Consider the following 21230-nt stretch of genomic DNA (forward strand, 5'->3'; position numbering starts at 1 on the left):
GGCCCGTGGCGACACGACGGCGCCGGTCACCGCAGGGCGCGCTCCGCGGCCGGGAGGTCCTGCTCGGTCCAGATGATCTTGCCCTGGCTGGTGTACCGGGTGCCCCAGCGCTGGACCATCTGGGCGACGAGGAACAGCCCGCGTCCCCCCTCGTCGGTGGTGGCCGCCCGGCGCAGATGGGGCGCGGTGGTGCTGCCGTCGGCGACCTCGCAGATCAGCGCCCGGTTGCGCAGCAGCCGCAGCCGCACGGGGCCCACCGCGTGCCGGATGGCATTGCCGAGCAGCTCGCTGACCACCAGCTCGGTGGTGAAGGCGGCCTCCTCCAGGTTCCACTCGGCCAGGGTGCGGGCGACGGCCGCCCGCATCCGGGCCACCACCTCCGGGTCCGCCGGGAGGTCCCACGAGGCCACCCGGCGCGCGTCCAGCGCGGTGGTGCGGGCGATGAGCAGGCAGACGTCGTCGGTGCGGCGCGGTGAGAGCAGGGCGGCCATCACGGTGTCGCAGGCCCGCTCCGGGTCGGGGTCGGCATCGGTGAGGGCGTCCCGGAGCCGCTCGAGCCCGGTCTCGATGTCCTGTTCGCGGTCCTGGACCAGCCCGTCGGTGTAGAGGACGAGCCGGCTGCCCTCGGGCAGCTCCGTCTCGGCCGCCTCGTAGAGCCGTCCGCCGAGCCCCAGCGGCGGGCCCGCGGGCAGGTCGAGGAAGGTCACCGAGCCGTCGGGGTGGACCAGGGCCGGGGGCGGATGGCCGGCCCGCGCCAGGGTGCAGTGCCGGGAGACCGGGTCGTAGACCGCGTACAGGCAGGTGGCCCCGGCGGCCCCGGCGCCGCCGCCCGTGGCGGTCTCCTCCCGGTCGAGCTGGTCGACCACGTCGTCGAGCCGGGCGAGCAGCTCATCGGGGGGCAGGTCCACGACGGAGAAGTTGCGCACGGCGGTGCGCAGCCGGCCCATGGTCGCGGCGGCGTGCAGTCCGTGGCCGACGACATCGCCGACGACGAGGGCGACCCGGGCCCCGGACAGCGGGATGACGTCGAACCAGTCGCCCCGCACCCCGCCGGGGGCGGGCAGATAGCGCTGGGCGGCCACGACGGCCTGCTGTTCGGGGCGGCCGCGCGGCAGCAGGCTCTCCTGGAGGGCGAGGGCGGTGGCGTGCTCGCGCGCGTAGCGGCGGGCGTTGTCGATGGCGACGGCCGCCTGACCGGCCAGTTCCTCGGCGAAGGTGCGGTCCTCCTCGTCGAACGGCGGGGCGTCCCCCGAGCGCCAGAACGCCACCTGGCCCAGCCGGACGCCGCGCCCGCTGAGCGGCACGGTCAGCAGCGAGTGGATGCCGTACTCCATCACCCACCCCAGCCGCTCGGGGTCCTGGGGCGTCCAGTCGGGGTGGGACGGCAGCTCGCCGGTGGCGAACACGCGCGCCTGACCGGTGCCCCCGGCCCGCTGGGTCACGGGGAAGGACGAGACCCGCTCGCCGACCCGGCGCAGCGGGGGGTCCGGCCGGATGCCGCTGAAGGCGGCCCGGCGCAGCGGCGAGTCCCGGTCGCCCGGCTCCTCGCCGCCCAGCACGGCCTCGTGCAGATCGACGGTGGCGTAGTCGGCGAAGCGCGGCACGGCGACCCGGGTCAGCTCCTGGGCGGTGCCTTCCATGTCGAGGCTGCTGCCCACGCGGACTCCGGCCTCGTACAGCAGCCGGAGGCGTGCGTAGGCCCGGTCGGCCTTGTCCGTCAGGGAGCGCAGCTCGGTGGTGTCCCGCAGGGTGGCGACGCTGCCCCAGGGCTGTCCGACGCGTTCCGCCGGGCGCTGGTTGACCGCCAGCAGCCGGTTCCCGACCTCGTACACCTCGTCGGTGGCCTCGCGGCCGGAGGCGAGCAGCCCGGCGATCTCCTGGTCCAGGCCGACATCGGTGATCTGCCGTCCGTGCGTGTCGGGCGCGAGACCCAGCAGAAGCAGCGCCTCGTCGTTGGCGAGCAGCAGCCGCCCCTCGTCGTCGAGGATCAGCACCCCCTCCCGGACCGAGCGCAGCACGGCGTCGTGGTGTTCGTACATCCTGGTGATCTCGGCGGGGCCGAGCCGGTGGGTCTGCCGCCGCAGCCGCCGGGCCACGAGCGCCGCGCCGCCCCCGCCCAGGAGGAGGGCGAAGGCCGTGGAGCCGTAGATCACCGGCAGTTGACGGCTGACCGTGCGGGCCACCGAGGGGATGGACACCCCGACGTTGACGACGCCGATCACCCGGCCCCGGGCGTTGGTGACCGGGACGGCGGCCCGGATCGAGGGGGCCGGACGGGTGACGCCCGGGGTCTTGTCGGTGAACGCCCGGCCCACCGTGGCCGGGTAGAGGCTGCCGTCGACGCGCTTGCCGATCAGCTTCGGGTTCGGATGGCTGCAGCGGACGCCCCGGGGGGTGGTCACCACGATGTAGTCGACACCGGTCCGCCGCCGGACCGTCTCGGCGTAGGGCTGGAGGGTCCTGGCGGGGTCGCGGGACTCCAGCGCCCGCTGGACACCGGGGGCGACGGCGACCGTCCGTGCGACGGTCAGCGCACGGCCCCGGGCCTGGCTGTCCCGGCTGCCGCGCGCCTGGAGGGACAGCGTGGCCCCCGCAGCGAGCACCAGGAGCGTCACGATGATCAGCATCAGGGCGAACACCTGCCCGCCGACACTGCGCGAGCCCAGCGCCGAGCGCACCTTCACATGCTCTGTCTAACGCACATCCGCGGGTCGCACACCTGGTGGCGGCCGGGGTGGGAGCATCCGCGGTCAGAAATTGATCATGTGTCCGGCCAGCCCGTGGACGGCCTCCTTCACCGCCTCGCTGAGGGTCGGATGGGCGTGGACGTTGCGGGCCACCTCGTGCACGGTGAGATCCCACTGCTGGGCGAGGGTGAGTTCGGGCAGCAGCTCGGTGACCTCGGGGCCGATGAGATGGCCGCCCAGCAGCTCGCCGTGGCGGCCGTCACCGATCAGCTTCACGAAGCCGACGGGGTCGCCGAGCCCCTGGGCCTTCCCGTTGGCGGTGAACGGGAACTTCGCCACCCGGACGTCGAAGCCGCGCTCGCGCGCCTGGGCCTCGGTCCAGCCGAAGCTGGCGATCTGCGGCTGGCAGAAGGTGGCGCGCGGGATCATCACATAGTCCAGCTCCATGCTCTCCGCCCCGGCGATGGTCTCCGCCGCGACGATGCCCATGGACTCGGCGGCGTGCGCCAGCATCAGCTTGGCGGTGACATCGCCGATGGCGAAGATGTGCGGCACATTGGTGCGGCACCGGCCGTCGATGGCGATGGCGCCCCGTTCGGTCAGCCGGACGCCGGTGTGCTCCAGTCCGTATCCCTCCACCCGCGGCCGGAACCCGATGGCCTGGAGCACCCGGGCGGCCTGGAGGGTCTGCCGCTGGCCGCCGGTGGTCACCATGACCTTGACCGCGGGGCCCGCGTCGTTGATCGCCTCCACCCGGGTGGAGGTCAGGATGTTCATGCCGAGCCTGCGGAAGCGCCGGGTGAGCTCGGCGGAGACCTCCTCGTCCTCCAGGGGCACGATCCGGTCCATGAACTCCACGAGCGTCACCTGCACCCCGTAGCTGTGCATGATGTACGCGAACTCCACGCCGATGGCGCCCGCGCCCGCGATCAGGACGCTGCCGGGCAGGGTGGGCGAGAGGATCTGCTCCTCGTAGGTCACCACCCGCTCGCTGAGGGAGGTGCCGGGCAGCAGATTGGTGATCGAGCCCGCGGCGATGACGCAGTGGTCGAAGGTGAGCGTCTCCGTGCCACCGCCGGAGCGGGTGACCAGCAGTTCGTGCGGTCCGGTGAAGCCGCCCCGCCCCTCGAACTGGGTGATCTTGTTCTTCTTCATCAGATAGTGGACGCCCTTGACCCGTCCGTCGGCCACCTTGCGGCTGCGCTCGAACGCGTCGCGGTAGTCCACGGTGACATCGCCGTTCACCCGGATGCCGAAGTCCTTGGCCTCGTGGATGAACAGATGGGCCAGCTCGGCGTTGCGCAGCAGGGCCTTGGACGGGATGCAGCCCACGTTCAGGCAGACGCCGCCCCAGTAGCGTTCCTCGACCACGGCCGTGGTCAGGCCCAGCTGGGCGGCGCGGATCGCGGCGACATAGCCACCCGGCCCGGCGCCCAGGACCACCACGTCGAAATGTGCGCTCATGCGTCGCACCTTAGACATTAGAGTCGGGGTATGGCTTCAGACGAGGGGTCCGTACGGGTGGACAGCTGGATCTGGTCCGTGCGGCTGACGAAGACGCGCTCCATGGCGTCCTCGGCCTGCCGCGCGGGGCACGTCCGGGTCAACGGCGAGCGCGTCAAGCCCGCGCACACGGTGCGAACCGGGGACGAGGTGCGGCTGCGCCATGCGGGGCGCGACCGGATCGTGGTGGTCTCGCGCATCGTGCGCAAGCGGGTCGGGGCGCCGGTGGCGGTGGAGTGCTACGTCGACAACAGCCCGCCGCCGCCCCCGCGCGAGCACACCGTGCCGATCGGGCTGCGCGACCGCGGGACGGGCCGCCCCACCAAGCGCGACCGGCGCGAGATGGAGCGGCTGCGCGGTACGCCCGGGGGCCTCGGCTGATCAGCCCGCGGTGATACGCACGGGGCCGCCGTGTGCGTCGGCCCCGGCGATCCAGTCGGCGGGCAGGTGGAACGGCCGGTTGGGCGCCGCCGTATGAGGCAGGCGCCCGCGGTGCAGCGTCCGGCCGTCCTGGCTGACGGTGAGCACCGGCCGGGTCAGGAACCGCGTGGTGCGCAGGGTGAATCGGCCGCGCGGCGGACGGGGCCCGTCCGGGGTGAGCCGGTTGGGTGAGATCCACAGCAGTGGCGCCTCGACCCGCACCGGCAGCGGCCCCGGGGTCCATGGCACACCCGCGAGATGGCGCAGTACGGGCTCGGCGGCGAACCGGCCGTCGAGGGCGGCGATATCGGCGGTCTCGACCGGGTGCAGCAGATTGCCCACGGCGAAGACCCCGGGTGCGCCGGTGCGGAACTCGGCGTCCGTGGCCGGGCCCCGGGTGCCGGGGTCGAGGGCGATCCCGGCGCTTCTGGCCAGTTCGTGGTCGGGGATCCAGTCGCCGGTGAACACGACGGTGTCGCAGCCGATGGCCGCGAACCTGCCGTCCCGGTGCCGCAGCCGTACGCTCTCCAGCCGCGCCCGGCCGGTCAGCTCGGCCACGGTGGCGTCGGTGACCAGCGGAACGCCGTGGCGCAGCCGGATGCCGAGGTGGCGCGCCGGGTGGGTCTGGTGGCGGGGCTGGTCGGTGACCATGGCGACGACCCCGGCCCCGGCCCGGCGCAGGGTGGCCACCGCGGAGTAGCTGACCCGTTCCGCGCCGACGATGACGGCGCGGCGGCCGACGCTCTGGTGGTGCACATGGACGGCCTGCTGCAACTGTCCGGTGGTGAAGACACCGGCCGGCCGGGTACCGGGCACCAACCGGGCGCCGCGCGGGCGTTCCCGGGCACCGGTGGCCAGGACGACGGCCGTGGCGGTGATCCGTTCCAGGCCGGTCGGACCGGTGATGTCCACGGTCCGCGGCCCCGCCCAGCCGGTGGCCGCGACACCGGTGCGCAGCACGGCCCCGGCCCGGATCGCGGCGGCGATGTGGTGGCGGGCGTAGTCCGGTCCGGTCATCACCCGGCGCAGATCGCGCAGTCCGAATCCGATGTGGTCGCAATGGCGGGGGATGCCGCCCGCGCGCTGTTCGCGGTCGAGGACCTCGACCCGGTCCACCCCGGCGGCGGCCAGCCGCGCGGCGACCGCGAGCCCGGCCGGTCCGGCCCCGATGACCAGCACGTCGACGGTGCGGTGGGTACGGTCGGTGGGGGTCATCGCCGGGCCTCCGTCCGGTCCTGGGCCGCGGTGGCCGCCTCGAACTGGGCGCGTACCGCGGCGCCGCAGAAGAATCCCTGGCAGCGCCCGGCCAGGGCCCGGGTGCGGCGCCGGAGCCCGTCGAGCGAGCCCGGTGGCACGGTGGCGGTCAGCGCGTCGCGGATCTCGCCCCGGGTGACGCGTTCGCAGTGGCAGACCACGGTGCCGTACGCGGGGTCCGCGGCGATGAGGTCGGCGCGCTGGTAGGGGCGCGGGAACGCCTCGCCGATGGTGGGCATCCGCACGGGCTCGATCTCCCGCTCGGGCCCGGGGTCAAGACCGCAGTCGACGAGGAGCTCCGCCACATGCGCGGCGATCGCCATCGAGGCGGTGAGCCCGGTGGAGCGGATGCCGCCCACGGCGACATACCGCCGCCCGGGGTCGGCGTGGATCTGGTAGTCGCCGTGCTCGGTGGCGGCACGCAGCCCGGCGTAGACCGCGGTGACCTCCTCCTCCAGCAGCTCCGGCAGGATCCGCGCGCCCTTCTCGCGGAGCGAGGCCAGTCCCTCGGCCGACGATCCGGTGGCGGTCTTGTCGTCGAGCTCCTCGGCGGTGGGGCCGAGCATCACATTGCCGTACACGGTCGGCGCCACCAGTACGCCCTTGCCGAGCGCGGTGGGCACCGGCAGCAGGATGTGGTCGACCAGGCCGCGGGCGAACTTGTCGAAGACGATGAGCTGGCCGCGGCGCGGGGTCACGGTGAACTCCTCGTGGCCGAGCCGCCGGTTGATCTCGTCCGAGTACAGCCCCGCGGCGTTCACCAGGTGACGGGTGCGCAGCACCCCGCGCGGGGTGGCGATCTCGTGGTGGTCCGCGCCGGTGGTGATGGCCCCGGCCGGGCAGTTCAGATGCAGGGCGACGCCCGCGCGGACCGCCTGGGTGGCGTAGGCGAGCGTCGTCGTCCAGGGGCAGATGATGCTCTCGCCGGGGACCTCGAGCGCGCCGAGGGCACCGGGGCCCAGATGCGGTTCGCGGGCGTAGACCGCGTCCGCGTCGAGGATGGCCGTCTCGTCGTAGCCGTTGCGGACGGCCTTCTCGGCGAGGGCCGGCAGCGCGGCGAGCTGCTCCCCGTCCCAGGCGACGAGCAGCGCGCCGAGCGGTTCGAGCGGGATGCCGGTCTCGGCGGCGTAGGCGGTCAGCCGCTGGTAGCCCTCGCGCACCAGGCGGGCCTCCAGGGTGCCCGGGGTGGCGTCGAAGCCGGTGTGCAGGATCGCGGTGTTGGCCTTGGACGTGCCGTTGCCGACGTCGTTCGACGCCTCGACCAGGGCGATCCGCAAGCGGTACCGGGCCAGTTCGCGGGCGATGGCGGCGCCGACCACCCCGGCGCCGACGATGGCCACGTCGTAGACCTCGTCGGGGAGGTCACCCGTGGTCGTAACGGTCATGCTGGTCCCTTGCTCGGTGGTGGACACGGCTCCTGGTGCGCGGGGGCTCAGTCGTGGGCGGCGGCCGTCGGCGCGTGGTCCAGCAGCGCGGCCACGGCCGAGCGGAAGGCGGCCAGCCGCTCGACGGCCCGCTCCGCGCTGATCCGTGGCTCGTACACGGCGGCGGGCTCCCACGCGGGGACCGCCTCCTCGACCGTCAGGCCCGGGTCGAGCCCCATCCGCGCGGCGGCGCCCACGCCCAGCGCCGTGACGTCCGGCAGCGCCGACACCTCCACCGGCCGCTGCAGCAGATCGGCCTGGGTCTGCATCAGCAGCGCCGAGCGGGTCAGTCCCCCGTCGACGCGCAGGACGGTCAGCGGCGCGCCCAGGTCGGAGGCGGCCGCCTCGGCGATCTCCACGACCTGGGCGGCGATGCCCTCGCACAGGGCGCGGACCAGATGTCCGGCGGTGGTGCCGAGGCCGAGTCCGGTCAGCGAGCCCTTGAGGTCGCCGCGCCACCAGGGCGCGGCGAGTCCGGCCAGCGCCGGTACGAAGGTGACTCCCCCGGTGTCGGGCACGGTCCCCCCGACCGGGTCGAGGTCCTGGGGCCCTTGGATCACCCCCAGGTCGCTGAGCCAGCGCACCGCGGAGGCGGCGGTGTAGACCTGTCCGTCCAGGCAGTAGCTGGTGCGCCCGCCGAACCGCCAGGCCACGCAGGAGACCAGCCCGTGGGGGCCGCGTAGCGGCCGGTCGCCGGTCTGGGCGAGGAGGAAGGCGCCGGTGCCGTAGGTGCACTTGGCAGTGGACGGTTCGGTCACCCGCTGCGCCAGCAGGGCGGCCTGCTGGTCGACGAGGAGCCCGGTGAGCGGGACCTCGCCGCCGAAGGCCGTGGTGGTGCCGACCGGCCCGGCGGCGTCGACGACGCGCGGCAGCCGTTCGGCGGCCAGTCCGTAGAGGTCCAGCGCCTTCGGGGACCAGGTGACGCGGTCCAGGTCGAGCAGCCCGGTGCGTCCGGCGGTGGCGGCGTCGGTGACGAACGCGCCGGTGAGCCGGTGGACCAGCCAGACGTCGCTCGTGGTGACCACGCCCTCGCCGGTCAGATGGCGCCGGATCCACGCCATCTTGGGCGCCGCGAAGTACGGGTCGAGGGGCAGCCCGGTGAGTTCGCGCAGCGTCTCGGCGTGCGGCGCGAGTCGCTCGCACACCGTGTGGGCCCGCCGGTCCTGCCAGACCAGCGCGTCCGTCAGCGGCTCTCCCGTGACGGGGTCCCAGGCCAGCACGGTCTCGCCCTGGTTGGCCAGCCCGACCGCCACGACCGGCTCCCCCGCGGCCGCGAGGGCCTGGCGTCCGGCCTCGAGGACCGAGGTGAGCAGCGCGGCCGGATCGACCTCGACCAGTCCACCGGGCAGATAACGGGGCCGTACGGGCACCTCGGCGGAGCCGATCACCCCGCGCTCCGGGCAGAGCACCAGCGCCTTGGTGCCCGAGGTGCCCTGGTCGATGGCGAGGACCGGGCCGGTCGCGGGGTCGGCCGGGGTGCGGTGGCGACGCTCTGCAGGCAGCATGTCCGGTTCTTCGCTCGGGACGGGCGGATCGCTTCGGGCTCGGGGGACGGTGGCTCGGGGGGACGGCGGGTTCGGGGAACGGCGGTGCGGGGGCGATGCGCTCCCGGAACGGGGCACGGATCCTGCCGGAAAGCCTGGTGCAGGCGCGGGGCGGGCGTCAAGACGGCCCGTTCGGGCACTGACCGGAGTCCCCCGTTCCCGAATCGTTGTGTCAGGACTATAAGATCCCTGCAATCATCCCCCTGGCCCCTGGTTTTCCCGCGTCCGGTACGTCAGCTCCGTACGAAAGTCATCCGATGCCCGAGGAAGAGTTCCGCCCCGTGTACCACCCCGCGGGCTATGACGGCGGGCTGCGCGTCGCACTGCAGGATCTGCGCACCGGACGCTGGATATCGATGCGCAATCTGCTCGCGGAGACTCGCACCTGGTCGCTGTGGACCCAGCGCACCCAGGTGCTGGCCACGGCCGCCGCCGGATCCAATGTGGTGGACGCGTGGCGGACCGAGGAGCCGCAGAGCGTGGCGGCGCTGGTGATGCACACCCGCGTCGGGGTGGAACGCGCGGTGCGCGCACACCGTGAGGGACACTCCCGCACCCGGGAGCTGTGGCGGGAGGCGTGGCAGTCCTGCCAGCTGACCGCGCACCACTCGCCGGCGGATCCGGTGCCCTGGGTGTGCCTGCTGGCCCTGGCCCAGTTGGACAAGGAGCAGCGGCAGGAGGAACACCGGGTGGCCCCGCCCGGTCCGCTGCTGTTCCCCGGCCCCTGGGGACTGCTGGCGGAGGCCGACCGGCGCGATCCGTACAACCGCGAGGCGTACCACCGGATGCTGCAGTTCGTGTACGCCCGACGGGCCGGGGGTTCGCTGGCCGAGGCGGTCAACTTCGTGCAGTGGGTGGTCTCGGGCGCGCCCGAGGGATCCGCGCTGCAGGTGCTGCCGCTGTACGTCCATGTCGAGCGGTACCGCGAGGAGAGGGGCTACGAGAAGGCACTCGACCTGCACTGGGCCACCGAGGACGCCACCCGGGACGCGAGGAAGGCGCTGCACGGCTGGTTCGACCACGCTGATGTCACGACGAGTTCCCTGCTGGATCTCAACCATCTGGCACACGCCCTGTGGGGCGCGCTGCTGTTCCCCGACGCGGCCCGCGTCTTCGAGACGCTGGGCCCGTACTTCACTCCGCTCCCCTGGGCCTACCGCACCCGCGACGCCGGCGATCGCGCCCTGGCTGAAGAAATGTTTCTTCGCGCCCGGGTCCGCTCCCTGGCCGGCGCCCGTGGGCCAAGACCAGGGACCGGCGCCTGAGCCGACTTCCCCCCACCTGTACCACCCTCGCCCGCCCCAGCATTCCGGAGGTACATTCATGTCCACGGCATGGTCGAGTTCAAGTCCCGCCCCCCACCGGGACGATGAACAGCGGCTGCGTGAGCTCGGCTATCAACCCGTCCTGGCCCGCCGCATGGGCGGGTTCGGCAATTTCGCCATCAGTTTCTCGGTCATCTCCATTCTCTCCGGATGCATGACGCTGTACGGCTTCGGGCTGGACACCGGAGGCCCCGCGGTCATGATGTGGGGCTGGGCCGGAGTCGGGCTCTTCGTGCTGTGCGTCGGGCTCGCCCTGGCCGAGGTGACCAGCGCGTACCCCACCTCGGGAGCCCTGTACTACATGGCCGACCGGCTGGGCGGACGGACCTGGGGCTGGTACACCGGCTGGCTCAATCTGCTGGGGCTGCTCGGGGCCATCGCCGGAATCGACTACGGCGCCGCCCTGTTCACCGGCGCGCTCTTCAATCTCCAGTGGGGATTCGATCCCACACCGGAATCGACCATGCTCATCTTCGTCTGCATTCTGCTGCTGCACGCGGCGCTGAATCTGTTCGGAGTGCGGCTGGTCAGCGTGCTCAACTCGGTCAGTGTGTGGTGGCATCTGGCGGGCGTCGCCATCATCGTCGGCGCGCTGGCGATCGTGCCCTCCCACCACCAGTCGCCCGAATTCGTCTTCACCGAATTCGTCAATGACACCGGCTGGTCGAATCCGCTGTACGTGACCGCGATCGGACTGCTGCTCGCCCAGTACACCTTCTCCGGATACGACGCCTCCGCGCATCTGTCCGAGGAGACCTCCAACGCCTCCGTCTACGCCGCCCGGGGGATCGTCCGTGCCATCTGGGTGTCCTGGGTGGCCGGGTTCGTACTGCTGGCCGGGCTCACCTTCGCCATCCAGGACTACGCCGGTACGCAGGGAAGCGCCACCGGGGTGCCGCCGGCGCAGATCCTGATCGACGCCCTGGGCACGGGCGGTGCCACCGCGATGCTGCTCATCGTCATCGTGGCGCAGCTGTTCTGTGGGAACGCCGAGGTGGCGGCGGCCAGCCGGATGGTGTTCGCCTTCAGCCGGGACGGCGCGCTGCCGGGCTCACGGCTGTGGCAGCGGGTCAGCTCGCGTACCCAGACGCCGGTGCACGCGGTCTGGCTGTCGGTGGCGGTCGCGTGTGTGCTGGCCCTGCCGTCCCTGTACTCCGAGACCGCCTACGGCGCGGTGACCGCCATCAACGTCATCGGGATCACGCCCGCCTACGCCATCCCGATCTTCCTGCGGCTGCGCGCCGGGGACCGGTTCCAGCCGGGCCCGTGGAACCTGGGCCGCTGGAGCAAGCCGGTGGGCTGGATCGCGGTGGTGTGGGTGGCGGTGGTGACGGTGCTGTTCTGTCTGCCGCAGTCCAGCCCGGTGACGGCGGACTCGATGAACTACGCCTCGATCGCGCTGGCCGTGGTGCTGCTGCTGGCCACGATCTGGTGGTTCGTGGCCCGGCGCTCGTACAACACGCCGTCCGCGTACGGCTCGGCGCGTGAGCAGGCGGAGATCGCCGAGGGCATCGTCTGAGGGTCTTCGTAAGGGTGAAGCCGGGTGCGGAGGGTTTTCCGCACCCGGCTTCACCCATTCATCCGGAACGGCGCAGCGACTCGGCCGGGGGCCGCTCGCGGCCCGCGCCATAGGCGAGGAAGTACGCGGGGGCCCGCTTCAGCCAGGGTGCCTTGGTGAGCACCTCGGCCAGCCGCAGCGGCTCCCCTCCGGCGACCGGTGAACGCCCCCGCAGCAGCGGCCCGATGACCCGTGCGTGGGCGATCCGCTGCAACCCCTGCGTCGCGACGGTGGTCGGCCACCGGCGGCGCTGGACGGCGCGTACGTCGGCGAGGCCCACGGTGCCCTCGCGCAGCGGCCCGGCCAGATGGCGGGCGGCGGCGACCGCGTCCTCGACGGCGAGGTTGATGCCGATCCCGAACACGGGCGACATCGCGTGGGCCGCGTCCCCGATGCACAGCAGTCCGGGGCGGTGCCAGCGGCGGAGCCGGTCCATCCGTACGTCCAGCAGCTTCACCTCGTCCCAGGACCGCGGGCCGGGTCCGCGGTCGGCAGGACCGCGCCGCATCCAGGGGGTGGCCTCGGTGAACGAGGCGAGGAACCGGTCGAGACCCTGGGCCCGGCAGGTGGCGTCGGCCCCCTTGGGGATCAGGGCGGCGCACTGCCAGTAGTCACCACGGTCGATCATCGCGGTCAGGAAGCGTTCGCCGGCATTGGCCACCAGCCCCTGGGGGTCGCTCTCCTCGCGCGGCAGCCGGAACCACCAGACGTCCATCGGGCAGGGGAACTCCCGGAGCCCGAGTTCCGGCAGATCGCGGGCGAGCGATCCCCGGCCGTCGCAGGCCACGGTGAGGGTGGCGCGCAGCTCGCCGGTGGAGCCGTTCGTGCGGTCGCGGTAGCGCACTCCGGTGACCCGGCCGCGCTCCGTGCGGAAGGAGGTCACCTCGGTGTTCGTCCGCAGCTGGAAGGTGGGTTCCCGGTTGGCCTCGTCCGCCAGCAGATCGAGCAGGTCCCACTGCGGCACCATCGCCACGTAGTTGTACTTCCCCGGCAGTGAGCCGATCTCGCCGACCGTGAACAGTTCGCCGCCCCGCCCTATGGGCAGCTGGACGGAGTGCACATGCCGCTGCGGCAGGGCCGCGAACCGGTCGGCGAGCCCCAGGTCGTCCAGGAGCCTCAGCGTGCTGGGGTGCACCGTGTCGCCGCGGAAGTCGCGCAGGAAGTCGCCGTGCTTCTCCAGGACGGTGACCTCCACCCCGGCCCGGGCGAGCAGCAGGCCGAGGACCATCCCGGCCGGCCCACCGCCCACCACGCAGCATGTGGTCCGCTCCATCTCATGGCTCCCTTCGACATCCCCGAGGCCATGGGCACCCTCTCAGTACGGTTACCCGGCTGCACCACGCCACACCGGCGCCACGGGGGCTCCGGGGCCTCCGGTTCACGATCGGCTTGAATCTTCCCGCGCCCGCGTCCGTATCCCCGCGTGATGGTGTGGGGCGCATAAGGAGGTCTGTATGGCAGCCGAACCCGATCCGGACCGACCAGCCGGGCGTCAGGTGATCGAGCCGACCGCCATCTTCCCCGCGACGCCGGAGTACGACGATGCCCCGGAGGGGCCGGTCGAGGGGTGGATGGAGGAGCTCGACCTCTTCCGCCCGCCGGGCACCGAGCTCCCGCCCGAGGCGCCGCCCATGGCGGATGACGACACCCAGGAGATGACGGGCGGCCCGTCCGCCGCCGATGCCTGGCCCCCGCGGGAGCCACCGCCCGTGCCTGAGCAACCGCCCGCGCCTGAGCGACCGCCCGCGCCGCCCGGGCGGCGGCGCCCCAGCGCCGCCCTGCTGGTGCTCGCCGGGCTCGGTGCGGGGGTCGCCCTCTCGCTGGTGCTGATGATGCCCCGGGACTCGGCGTCCGGCGCGGCCGAGGGCGGCACGTCGGCCACACCGACCGCGCCCACCGCGCCCGCGACCTCCGGCACGCCGCAGACGCCGACCGCTCCCGCCTCGCAGGCCCCGGACGACCAATTGCCGCCGGCTGGCGACCCGGGCGATGTGCTGACCCTCGGGAGCACCGGCCCGGAGGTCACCGAGCTCCAGGAGCGGCTGCTGCGGATCCCGAACGTGTATCAGGACGGGCAGGTCAACGGCCAGTACGACCAGACGCTGGCCCAGGCCGTCTCCCGGTTCCAGGTGTGGTACGGGATCCGGGGCGACGCGAACGGGGTGTACGGGAGCGCCACACGGCGCATCCTGGAGTCGCGCACCTGATCTGGAGTCGCGCACCTGACGTCACGGCCGGAGGCGGACCGGGCGGGGTGCCGTCAGGCGGCGCCGAAGACCTGGGTCCAGTACGTGCCCGCGCGGCTGCCGGTGGCATGGCCGACGCCGATGTGGGTGAAGTCGGGCTTCAGGATGTTGGCGCGGTGGCCCGAGCTGTTCATCCAGCCGCGCACCACCTCCTCCGGGGAGCGCTGGCCGCAGGCGATGTTCTCGCCGATACCGCGGTGGGTGGCACCGGCGGCGCGGGCCCGGTCCCAGGGCTGCTGCCCTTCGGGGCCGGTGTGGGAGTAGAAGTCGCGGGCCACCATGTCGTCGCTGTGTGCCTGCGCGGCCGCCGTCAGCCGTGGGTCCGGGGCGAGCGGCGCGAGCCGGGCGGCGGCGCGCTCCGCGTTGGTGCGGGCGATGACCTCGGAGGCCAGCCGGAGCAGCCCGTCCGGGGTGAACGGATGGGCCCATACCGCCGTCCAGTAGACGTCCCCGGTGGTGGGGCCGTCGGCGCGGCCGATGCCCAGGTGGACGAGGGCCGGATCGTGGAACGGGCTCCGGCGCTCGGCGCCTTCGAGGCAGTAGTCCACGAACTCCCGTGGGGTGCGCGGCCCGGAGACGATGTGCTCGGCGACGGTCAGCGGGCGGTATCCGTGCGCGGCGATCCGGTGGAAGAGCGAGGTCCCGTCCGGGCTCTCCAGCGCCAGCGCGCCGTGGGCGGCCATGGCTCGGGCGTGCGCCTCGGCGGCCGCGGTCAGCCGTCCGTCGAGGGCCACGGGCGCGGCCCCGGCCCGTGCCCGCGCCGCGTTCACCACGTCGAGGGCCTGCCGCGAGGCCCCGTCGGCGGGCGCGGGGGCGGCGGGCGCGGGGGCGGCGGGCACCGGGGCGGGAGGCGCGAGCGTGGGGGGCATACGAGGCATGGGAGGCACCGGCGCGGGGGGCGCGAGGGTGGGAGACGCGGGCATGGAGGACCCGGGCGCGGCGGCGGCTCCGTCGTCGGCGACGTCGACGCCGAAGTCCCGGGCCACCCCGGCCAGTCCGTCGGCGTACCCCTGGCCGATCGCTCGCACCTTCCAGCCGCCGCTCCGGCGGTAGATCTCGACGAGCAGCAGCACCGTCTCCTGCGAGGGGCGCGGCGGGGCGAACCGGGCCAGCGGCGATCCCCGCTCGTCCAGGACGCTCAGTACGGGCGCCGGGAGCCGCCCCAGCGGGGTGCCCGGGTCGGCCGGGCTGATGACGAGGGTGACCCGGGCGGCGCCGGGCCGCAGCGCCCGCGGCCGCAGGGTGACCGTGTCGCCGTCCAGCCGGGCGCCGGGCGCGGTGGGCTGGTTGAAGAAGACGAAGTCGGCGTCGCCCGCGACCTTTCCGTCCTCGCCGGTGATCAGCGCGGACAGGTCGAACGGGCCCGGCACCCGGATAGTCAGCGCGCCGTCGGGCAGCGCCTGGTTCCCGCCGGGCACCAACTCGCCCATGTCCGCTCCTCACCGCCGCGCATCTGGAGGCAACGCGTCATGGGGGCAACGCCCGGGCGCCCCCGGCGGTTCCGGCGGGCGCCCCCGGCGATTGCGGCGGGCGCCCCCGGTGAATGCGGTGGGCGCCCCCGGTGAATGCGGTGGGCGGTCGTCGGACCGGCGCCGCGACGTACTCGTGCTGTCAGACCGGCACCGCGACGTACTTGTACTCCAGGAACTCGTCGATGCCGACGCGGCCGCCCTCGCGTCCGAGCCCGGACTGTTTGACGCCGCCGAAGGGGGCCGCGGGGTTGGAGACCAGTCCGGTGTTGAGGCCGACCATACCGACCTCGAGCCGTTCGCTCACCCGCAGCGAGCGGCCCAGGTCCTGGGTGAACACATAGCCCACCAGGCCCCATTCGGTGTCGTTGGCGGTGGCGAGGACCTCGTCCTCGTCGTCGAAGGTGAGCACGGCCGCGACCGGTCCGAAGATCTCGGTCTCCATCAGCCGGCTGGCCGGGGAGACCCCGGTGAGCACGGTGGGCGGGTAGAAGCAGCCGGGGCCCTCGGGGGTGCTGCCGCCGACCAGGACCTCGGCGCCCCGGGCCACGGCGTCCGCGACCAGCTCCTCGACCTTGGCACGCCCCGCCCGGTCGATGAGCGGCCCGACCTGGACACCGGGGCGGTTGCCCGGCCCGACCTCCAGCCCGCCCATCCGGCGGGCCAGCCGGTCGGCGAACTCGGCCGCCACGGAGGAGTGGACGAAGAAGCGATTGGCCGCCGTGCACGCCTCGCCCATGTTGCGCATCTTGGCGGTCATGGCGCCCTCGACCGCGACGTCGAGGTCGGCGTCCTCGAAGACGATGAAGGGGGCGTTGCCGCCGAGCTCCATGGAGGTGCGGACCACCGCGGGCGCGCTCTGGGCGAGCAGGGTGCGGCCGACCTGGGTGGAGCCGGTGAAGGAGAGCTTGCGGACGTGCCCGCCGGTCAGCAGCGGCTCCACGACCTCTCCGGCGCGGGAGGTGGTGACCACGTTGAGCACCCCGGCCGGAAGCCCCGCCTCCGCCAGGATCCCGGCGAGCGCCAGGCTGGACAGCGGGGTCTGCGGGGCGGGCTTGAGCACCATGGTGCAGCCCGCGGCGATCGCCGGGCCGATCTTGCGAGTGCCCATGGCCAGCGGGAAGTTCCACGGCGTGATGAGCAGACAGGGGCCGACCGGGCGGCGCATCAGCAGCATCCGGTTCTTGCCGTCCGGCAGCGTGGAGAACCCGCCCTCGACGCGCACGGCCTCCTCGGAGAACCAGCGGAAGAACTCCGCGGCGTAGGCCGCCTCCCCACGCGCCTCGGCCAGCGGTTTGCCCATCTCGGCCGTCATCAGCGCGGCGAGCGCGTCCGCCCGCTCCACGATCAGCTCATAGGCGCGGCGCAGGATCTCGCTGCGCTCGCGGGGCGCGGTGGCCGCCCACTTCTCCTGGGCCTCCTCGGCCGCGGCCAGGGCGCGCTGCCCGTCGGCGGGGGCGGCGTCGGCGACGTCGCACAGCACCTCACCGGTGGCCGGGTCGTCGACCGGCATGGTCTGGCCGCCCGCCGCGTCGGACCACGACCCGGCGATGTAGAGCTGCTTGGGCACCGCGGCGACGACCTCGGCGGCCGAGGGGTACGAGGGGGTGGACATAGGGCAATCTCCTATCGGACCGCCGCCGGTCCGAGGGGTTCGGACCGGCGGACGGATCGGGCTCCCGTGGGTGATGTGCGGTGCGCGTCAGGAGTCCGCTGTTCCGGTGCTGACGGCGGCGGACCAGGCGCGCAGACCCTCGTCGATCGCCGCTTCGTCGACGACGAGGGCGGGGATCATCCGGACCACATGGTTCCAGGCGCCGCACAGGAGCAGCAACAGCCCTTCGTCCACGGCGGCGCGCTGCACCCGGGCCGCGGTCGCCGGGTCCGGCTCACCGTCGGCGGTGACGAACTCGCTGGCCAGCATGAGGCCGAGGCCGCGCACATCGCCGATGGCCGGGGTCTTGGCGGCCACGTCCTCCAGACCGCCGCGCAGCCGCGCCCCCATGGCGTCGGCGTTGGCCACGAGGTTCTCCTCGCGGACCACGTCCAGGGTGGCGGCGGCCGCCGCGCAGGCCACGGCGTTGGCGCCGTAGGTGCCGCCCTGGGAGCCGGGCCATGCCTTGCTCATCAGCTCCTCGGAGGCGGCGATGCCGGACAGCGGGAAGCCGCTGGCCAGCCCCTTGGCGGTGACCAGGATGTCGGGGCGGATGCCGAAGTGGTCATGGCCCCAGAACCGTCCGGTGCGGCCCACCCCGGTCTGCACCTCGTCCAGGATCAGCAGGAAGCCATGGCGGTCGGCGCGCTCCCGCAGGCCCTGGAGGAAGCCCTCGGTGGCGGGCACATAGCCACCCTCGCCGAGCACCGGTTCGACGATGATCGCGGCGGTGTCGTCGGGCGGGGAGATGGTCTGCAGGACGTAGTCCAGCTCCCGCAGGGCGAACCGGGTCGCGGTCTCCTCGTCCCAGCCGTACCGGTAGGCCGTGGGGAACGGGGTCACCACGACGCCGCTCATCAGGGGCGAGAAACCGGAGCGGAAGCGGGTTCCGGAGGTGGTCATGGAGGCGGCGGCCACGGTGCGGCCGTGGAATCCGCCGTGGCAGACCAGGACGTTGGGCCGGCCGGTGGCCTGGCGGGCCAGGCGCAGGGCCGACTCCACGGCCTCGCTGCCGGAGTTGCTGAAGAACAGACTGTCGAGGCCGGTGGGGAGCACCTCGCCCAGCTTCTCGACCAGCCGCCGCAGCGGCGGGTGCATCACGGTCGTGTACTGGCCGTGGATGAGGGTGCCCACCTGCTCCTGGGCGGCGGCGACGACCCGCGGATGGCAGTGCCCGGTACTGGTGACGCCGATGCCCGCGGTGAAGTCGAGGTATCGCCGCCCGTCCTCGCCGTCGATGTAGGCGCCCTCTCCGCGGACGGCGACCACCGGAGTGGCTTGACGGAGCTGCGGCGACAGATTGGTCATGTTCTCTCCCACACCCACGGGTCGGCGATGCGCACGGACACTTCGAGGGTGGGGGGACGGACCCGGTCAGGACAATGATCACTGTGTCGCGGGGTGGTGATCGCTATGGACGATCTGTCAACGACCGCGGGTACGGGCGCTGTCAAGAGGCCGGCCGGGATCGTGGTTGCGCCCGGCGCTCGGGCTTGCCACAGTGAACGGCATGAACGGCTCCGGTGGCACCGCGTACGACGCTGCCGGACGGCCGTCCGCCCACCCCGCCGAACCCCCGCGGATCCCGGGGCGTCCGCCGCTCAGCCTCGCCGAGGTGCTGCGGCTTCCGGTGCTGGCCGCCGGGGCGCCGGAGGTGGTCTCCGGCCATGGGCAGCTGACCCGGCCGGTCCGCTGGGTCCACATCACCGAGCTGCTGGACCCGGCGTCCTTCCTCAAGGGCGGGGAGCTGGTGCTGACCACCGGGATGCCGCTGCCCGAGGATCCGGCGCTGGTCCGCCGGTATGTCGACGAGCTCGCGGACGTCGGCGCCGCCGGGCTGGTCATCGAGCTGGTGCGGCGCTACCACCGGCCGCCCTCGGAGCTGGTACGGGCCTGTCTGGCGCGGGACTTCCCGCTCGTCCTGCTCTCGCGGACGGTGAACTTCGTGGAGGTCACCCAGGTGCTCCACTCCCTGATCGTCGGCAGTCAGGTGGAGAGCCTGCGCCGGGCCCAGGACGTCCATGACACCTTCACCGCGCTGACCCTGCGGGGCGCCGGGCCGGAGGAGGTGGTGGACATGGCGGCCGAGATGAGCGGGCACCCCGTGGTGCTGGAGAACCTGGTGCACCAGGCCGTCATCTGCGGGTCGCCGGGGCGCGGGGTGGAGGGGGCGCTGACCGGCTGGGAGCGGCGCTCGCGCGCCACGCCCTCGCCCGACCGGACCGGGCTGAGCGGTCCGGAGGACTGGCTGGTGACCGCGGTGGAGTACCGGGGCGAGCGGTGGGGGCGGCTGCTGATGCTCCCGGACGTGGCCCGGGACCCGGCGGTCGGCCCCGAGGACGCGATGGTCCTGGAGCGCACCGCCACGGCCCTGACCATCGCCCGGCTCACCCATCACACCCGCTGGGAGCGGCGGGCCCAGCGCACCCTGCTGCTTGACCTGGTGGAGCAGCGCTGCCGGTCCAGGGGCGAGGCCCGTGCCAGGGCCGAGGCGCTGGGCGTGCCGGTCGCGGGCCGCCGGCTGATGGTGGTGCTGGTCAGCCCCGGCCCCGGCGCCGGGGAGACGACCGAGCTGGAGGACCGGCTGACGGACGAGCTGGGGGCGGCCGGGGCCGCCGTGCTGGTCGGCGCGGTGCCCGGTGACCACATAGGGGTGCTGCTGGCCCTGCCCGCCGCCACGCCGTGGCGGCCGCTGGTGGAGCGGCTGAGCCGCTCGGTGCGGGAGTCCCGGCCGGACGCCGTGATCGGCGTCGGCTCCGAGGTGTCGGATCTGTCGCAGACCGCCCGGTCGTTCCAGCAGGCGGCGCGGGTCGCGGACGCCGCCGTTCCGGGGACGCCGGACAAGGCGTTCCACGAGCTGTCCGACATCGGGCTGCGGCAGTTGCTGTACGCGCTGCGCGGCGATGTGCGGCTCCAGGAGTTCGTGGAGCGGCAGTTGGGGCGGTTGGTGGACTACGACGAGCGGCACGACACCGATCTGCTGCCGGTGCTGCACACCTTCCTGGACGCGGCGGGCAACAAGACGGTGGCCGCCAAGCGCGCGAATCTGTCCCGGCAGGCGTTCTACCAGCGGCTGCACTCGGTGGAGCGGGTGCTCGGGTGCGATCTGGAGTCGGGTGAGCAGCGCACCCAGCTCCATGTGGCGCTCACCGCCTTCCGCCTGCTGCGGCTGTCCCGGGGCCCGGCCCCGTCCTGAGAGCCTGTGTCATATCCCCGGCCGGGCGTGCGACGCCTGGCACGCACGCTGATCCGACCGGGGATATGACACGGGCTCTGAGACGGCGACGCGCCACGGCCGGCCCGGATCGAATCCGGGCCGGCCGTGGCGCGTTCGTGGACCTCCGCGGCGCGGGGGTCACTTGACGAAGTCGTCGACGACCTTTGGCGGCCAGCAGCCGACGTTGAGTACGCCGATGGAGTAGGCGCGGGAGACGAGGGCCGCGCGGTTGGGCACCCGCAGCTTCCGCAGCAGCCGGGTCACGTGGTACTCGACACCCTGCCGGCTGAGGTAGAGCCGGGAGGCCAGCGGGATGGTGGAGAGCCCGGCGGCGATGCCCTCCAGGATGCGCGCCTCGGTCTCGGTGAGGAGCTTCTTACGGTTGGTGGCCATCTCCACCTCCTCGCCACCCGCCGTGGGACGCATCACCACGAGGATCGAGGCCACATGGGCGGTGCCCTCGCGCACCGCCACGGCGGTGAGCCCGCTGGTGAAGGCGGCCCCCTCGGCGCCGATGGCCACCACATGGGTGGTGAACCGGTGGCGGGAGCCGTCGAGGAGCCGGGTGAACTGCCGCTTCAGCGCCTGTCGGACGCTGGGGTGTACAAGGTCACAGAAATCACGGCCGCACACGTCCGAGGCGGCGTCGTCGAACTGCCGGAAGAATTCCCGGTTCGCCTGCTGGACGATGAGCGACGGGTCGAGACAGACGACACACGCCCCTGGCTGATCGAACTGGCGCAATAGATCCGTGTACTCGGTCTGCTCGTGTCCAAGCTCGTGGGGGGTTGGCCGAGCCGAATCGGTTAGTAAAGGCAATGCCAAGGGACTGCCATCCCTTCCTAATTCTCAGTATTCGGAATTGAATATCGATATTCAATTCCGAATGTTCATTTCAGAATTGAGACTAGGGATCTACGGGTACGGAA

General features: G+C 73.2%; 15 protein-coding genes. 5 read left to right on the top strand and 10 right to left on the bottom strand.

The genetic code is table 11. The features are described 5' to 3' along the window. Positions 1 to 26 precede the first annotated feature (26 nt). Both NP777_RS21230 and lpdA read right to left on the bottom strand, forming a co-directional pair. Positions 27 to 2678 carry a SpoIIE family protein phosphatase/ATP-binding protein gene (locus NP777_RS21230; protein WP_256651833.1) on the bottom strand — a complete coding sequence of 884 codons (2652 nt, stop codon included), beginning with the start codon at positions 2676 to 2678 and terminating at the stop codon, positions 27 to 29. Positions 2679 to 2750: 72 nt separating this feature from the next. Continuing rightward, positions 2751 to 4151: a dihydrolipoyl dehydrogenase gene (gene lpdA, locus NP777_RS21235; protein ID WP_256651755.1), complete on the bottom strand. Its 1401-nt coding sequence runs from the start codon at positions 4149 to 4151 to the stop codon at positions 2751 to 2753. Between the two features lie 30 nt (positions 4152 to 4181). Between lpdA and NP777_RS21240 the strand changes: the two genes are divergently transcribed. Next, positions 4182 to 4571, top strand: coding sequence for an RNA-binding S4 domain-containing protein (locus tag NP777_RS21240; protein ID WP_256651756.1), 390 nt, complete (start codon positions 4182 to 4184; stop codon positions 4569 to 4571). On the opposite strand, the gene NP777_RS21245 is transcribed toward NP777_RS21240, so the two are convergent. From NP777_RS21245 to NP777_RS21255, 3 genes are read right to left on the bottom strand one after another with little or no spacing between them, the layout of a single operon-like run. Continuing rightward, the gene (locus NP777_RS21245) at positions 4572 to 5825 is read right to left on the bottom strand and encodes an NAD(P)/FAD-dependent oxidoreductase (RefSeq protein ID WP_256651757.1); all 1254 of its coding nucleotides are present in this window, start codon (positions 5823 to 5825) and stop codon (positions 4572 to 4574) included. After that, positions 5822 to 7249: an NAD(P)/FAD-dependent oxidoreductase gene (locus tag NP777_RS21250; RefSeq protein WP_256651758.1), complete on the bottom strand. Its 1428-nt coding sequence runs from the start codon at positions 7247 to 7249 to the stop codon at positions 5822 to 5824. Before NP777_RS21250 ends, NP777_RS21245 begins: the two co-directional genes overlap by 4 nt. Before the next feature lie 47 nt (positions 7250 to 7296). Further along, the gene (locus tag NP777_RS21255; RefSeq protein WP_256651759.1) at positions 7297 to 8793 is read right to left on the bottom strand and encodes an FGGY family carbohydrate kinase; all 1497 of its coding nucleotides are present in this window, start codon (positions 8791 to 8793) and stop codon (positions 7297 to 7299) included. 296 nt (positions 8794 to 9089) lie between these two features. Here NP777_RS21255 and NP777_RS21260 point away from each other — a divergent pair, with 296 nt between their 5' ends. Together NP777_RS21260 and NP777_RS21265 are read left to right on the top strand one after the other, a co-directional pair. Continuing rightward, complete coding sequence (locus NP777_RS21260) at positions 9090 to 10097, top strand: hypothetical protein (RefSeq protein ID WP_256651760.1); 1008 nt, start codon at positions 9090 to 9092, stop codon at positions 10095 to 10097. Positions 10098 to 10155: 58 nt separating this feature from the next. Then, on the top strand, positions 10156 to 11676 hold the full coding sequence (locus tag NP777_RS21265) for an amino acid permease (protein ID WP_256651761.1): 1521 nt from the start codon (positions 10156 to 10158) through the stop codon (positions 11674 to 11676). 58 nt (positions 11677 to 11734) lie between these two features. Here the strand turns inward: NP777_RS21265 and NP777_RS21270 are convergent, their stop codons facing one another. Then, entirely contained in the window at positions 11735 to 12988 is a 1254-nt protein-coding gene (locus tag NP777_RS21270; RefSeq protein WP_256651762.1) for an FAD-dependent oxidoreductase, read from the bottom strand. A gap of 181 nt (positions 12989 to 13169) precedes the next feature. Between NP777_RS21270 and NP777_RS21275 the strand changes: the two genes are divergently transcribed. Continuing rightward, positions 13170 to 13922 (top strand): peptidoglycan-binding domain-containing protein, encoded by a 753-nt coding sequence (locus NP777_RS21275; RefSeq protein ID WP_256651763.1) that lies wholly within the window; start codon positions 13170 to 13172, stop codon positions 13920 to 13922. A gap of 53 nt (positions 13923 to 13975) precedes the next feature. On the opposite strand, the gene NP777_RS21280 is transcribed toward NP777_RS21275, so the two are convergent. The 3 genes from NP777_RS21280 to NP777_RS21290 form a co-directional block, all read right to left on the bottom strand. Continuing rightward, the gene (locus NP777_RS21280; protein WP_256651764.1) at positions 13976 to 15391 is read right to left on the bottom strand and encodes a CAP domain-containing protein; all 1416 of its coding nucleotides are present in this window, start codon (positions 15389 to 15391) and stop codon (positions 13976 to 13978) included. A 181-nt stretch (positions 15392 to 15572) separates the two neighbouring features. Next, on the bottom strand, positions 15573 to 17045 hold the full coding sequence (locus NP777_RS21285) for an NAD-dependent succinate-semialdehyde dehydrogenase (protein WP_256651765.1): 1473 nt from the start codon (positions 17043 to 17045) through the stop codon (positions 15573 to 15575). An 87-nt stretch (positions 17046 to 17132) separates the two neighbouring features. Then, a complete protein-coding gene (locus tag NP777_RS21290) occupies positions 17133 to 18392 on the bottom strand; it encodes an aspartate aminotransferase family protein (RefSeq protein WP_256651766.1) in 1260 nt (419 codons plus the stop codon). Positions 18393 to 18594: 202 nt separating this feature from the next. Between NP777_RS21290 and NP777_RS21295 the strand changes: the two genes are divergently transcribed. After that, the gene (locus NP777_RS21295) at positions 18595 to 20280 is read left to right on the top strand and encodes a PucR family transcriptional regulator (RefSeq protein ID WP_256651767.1); all 1686 of its coding nucleotides are present in this window, start codon (positions 18595 to 18597) and stop codon (positions 20278 to 20280) included. 159 nt (positions 20281 to 20439) lie between these two features. Here NP777_RS21295 and NP777_RS21300 read toward each other — a convergent pair whose 3' ends face one another. After that, positions 20440 to 21045: a LuxR C-terminal-related transcriptional regulator gene (locus NP777_RS21300; protein ID WP_256651768.1), complete on the bottom strand. Its 606-nt coding sequence runs from the start codon at positions 21043 to 21045 to the stop codon at positions 20440 to 20442. Positions 21046 to 21230 lie beyond the last annotated feature (185 nt).

It is taken from the genome of Streptomyces rugosispiralis (assembly GCF_024505145.1).
Classification (GTDB): Bacteria; Actinomycetota; Actinomycetes; order Streptomycetales; family Streptomycetaceae; genus Streptomyces; species Streptomyces rugosispiralis.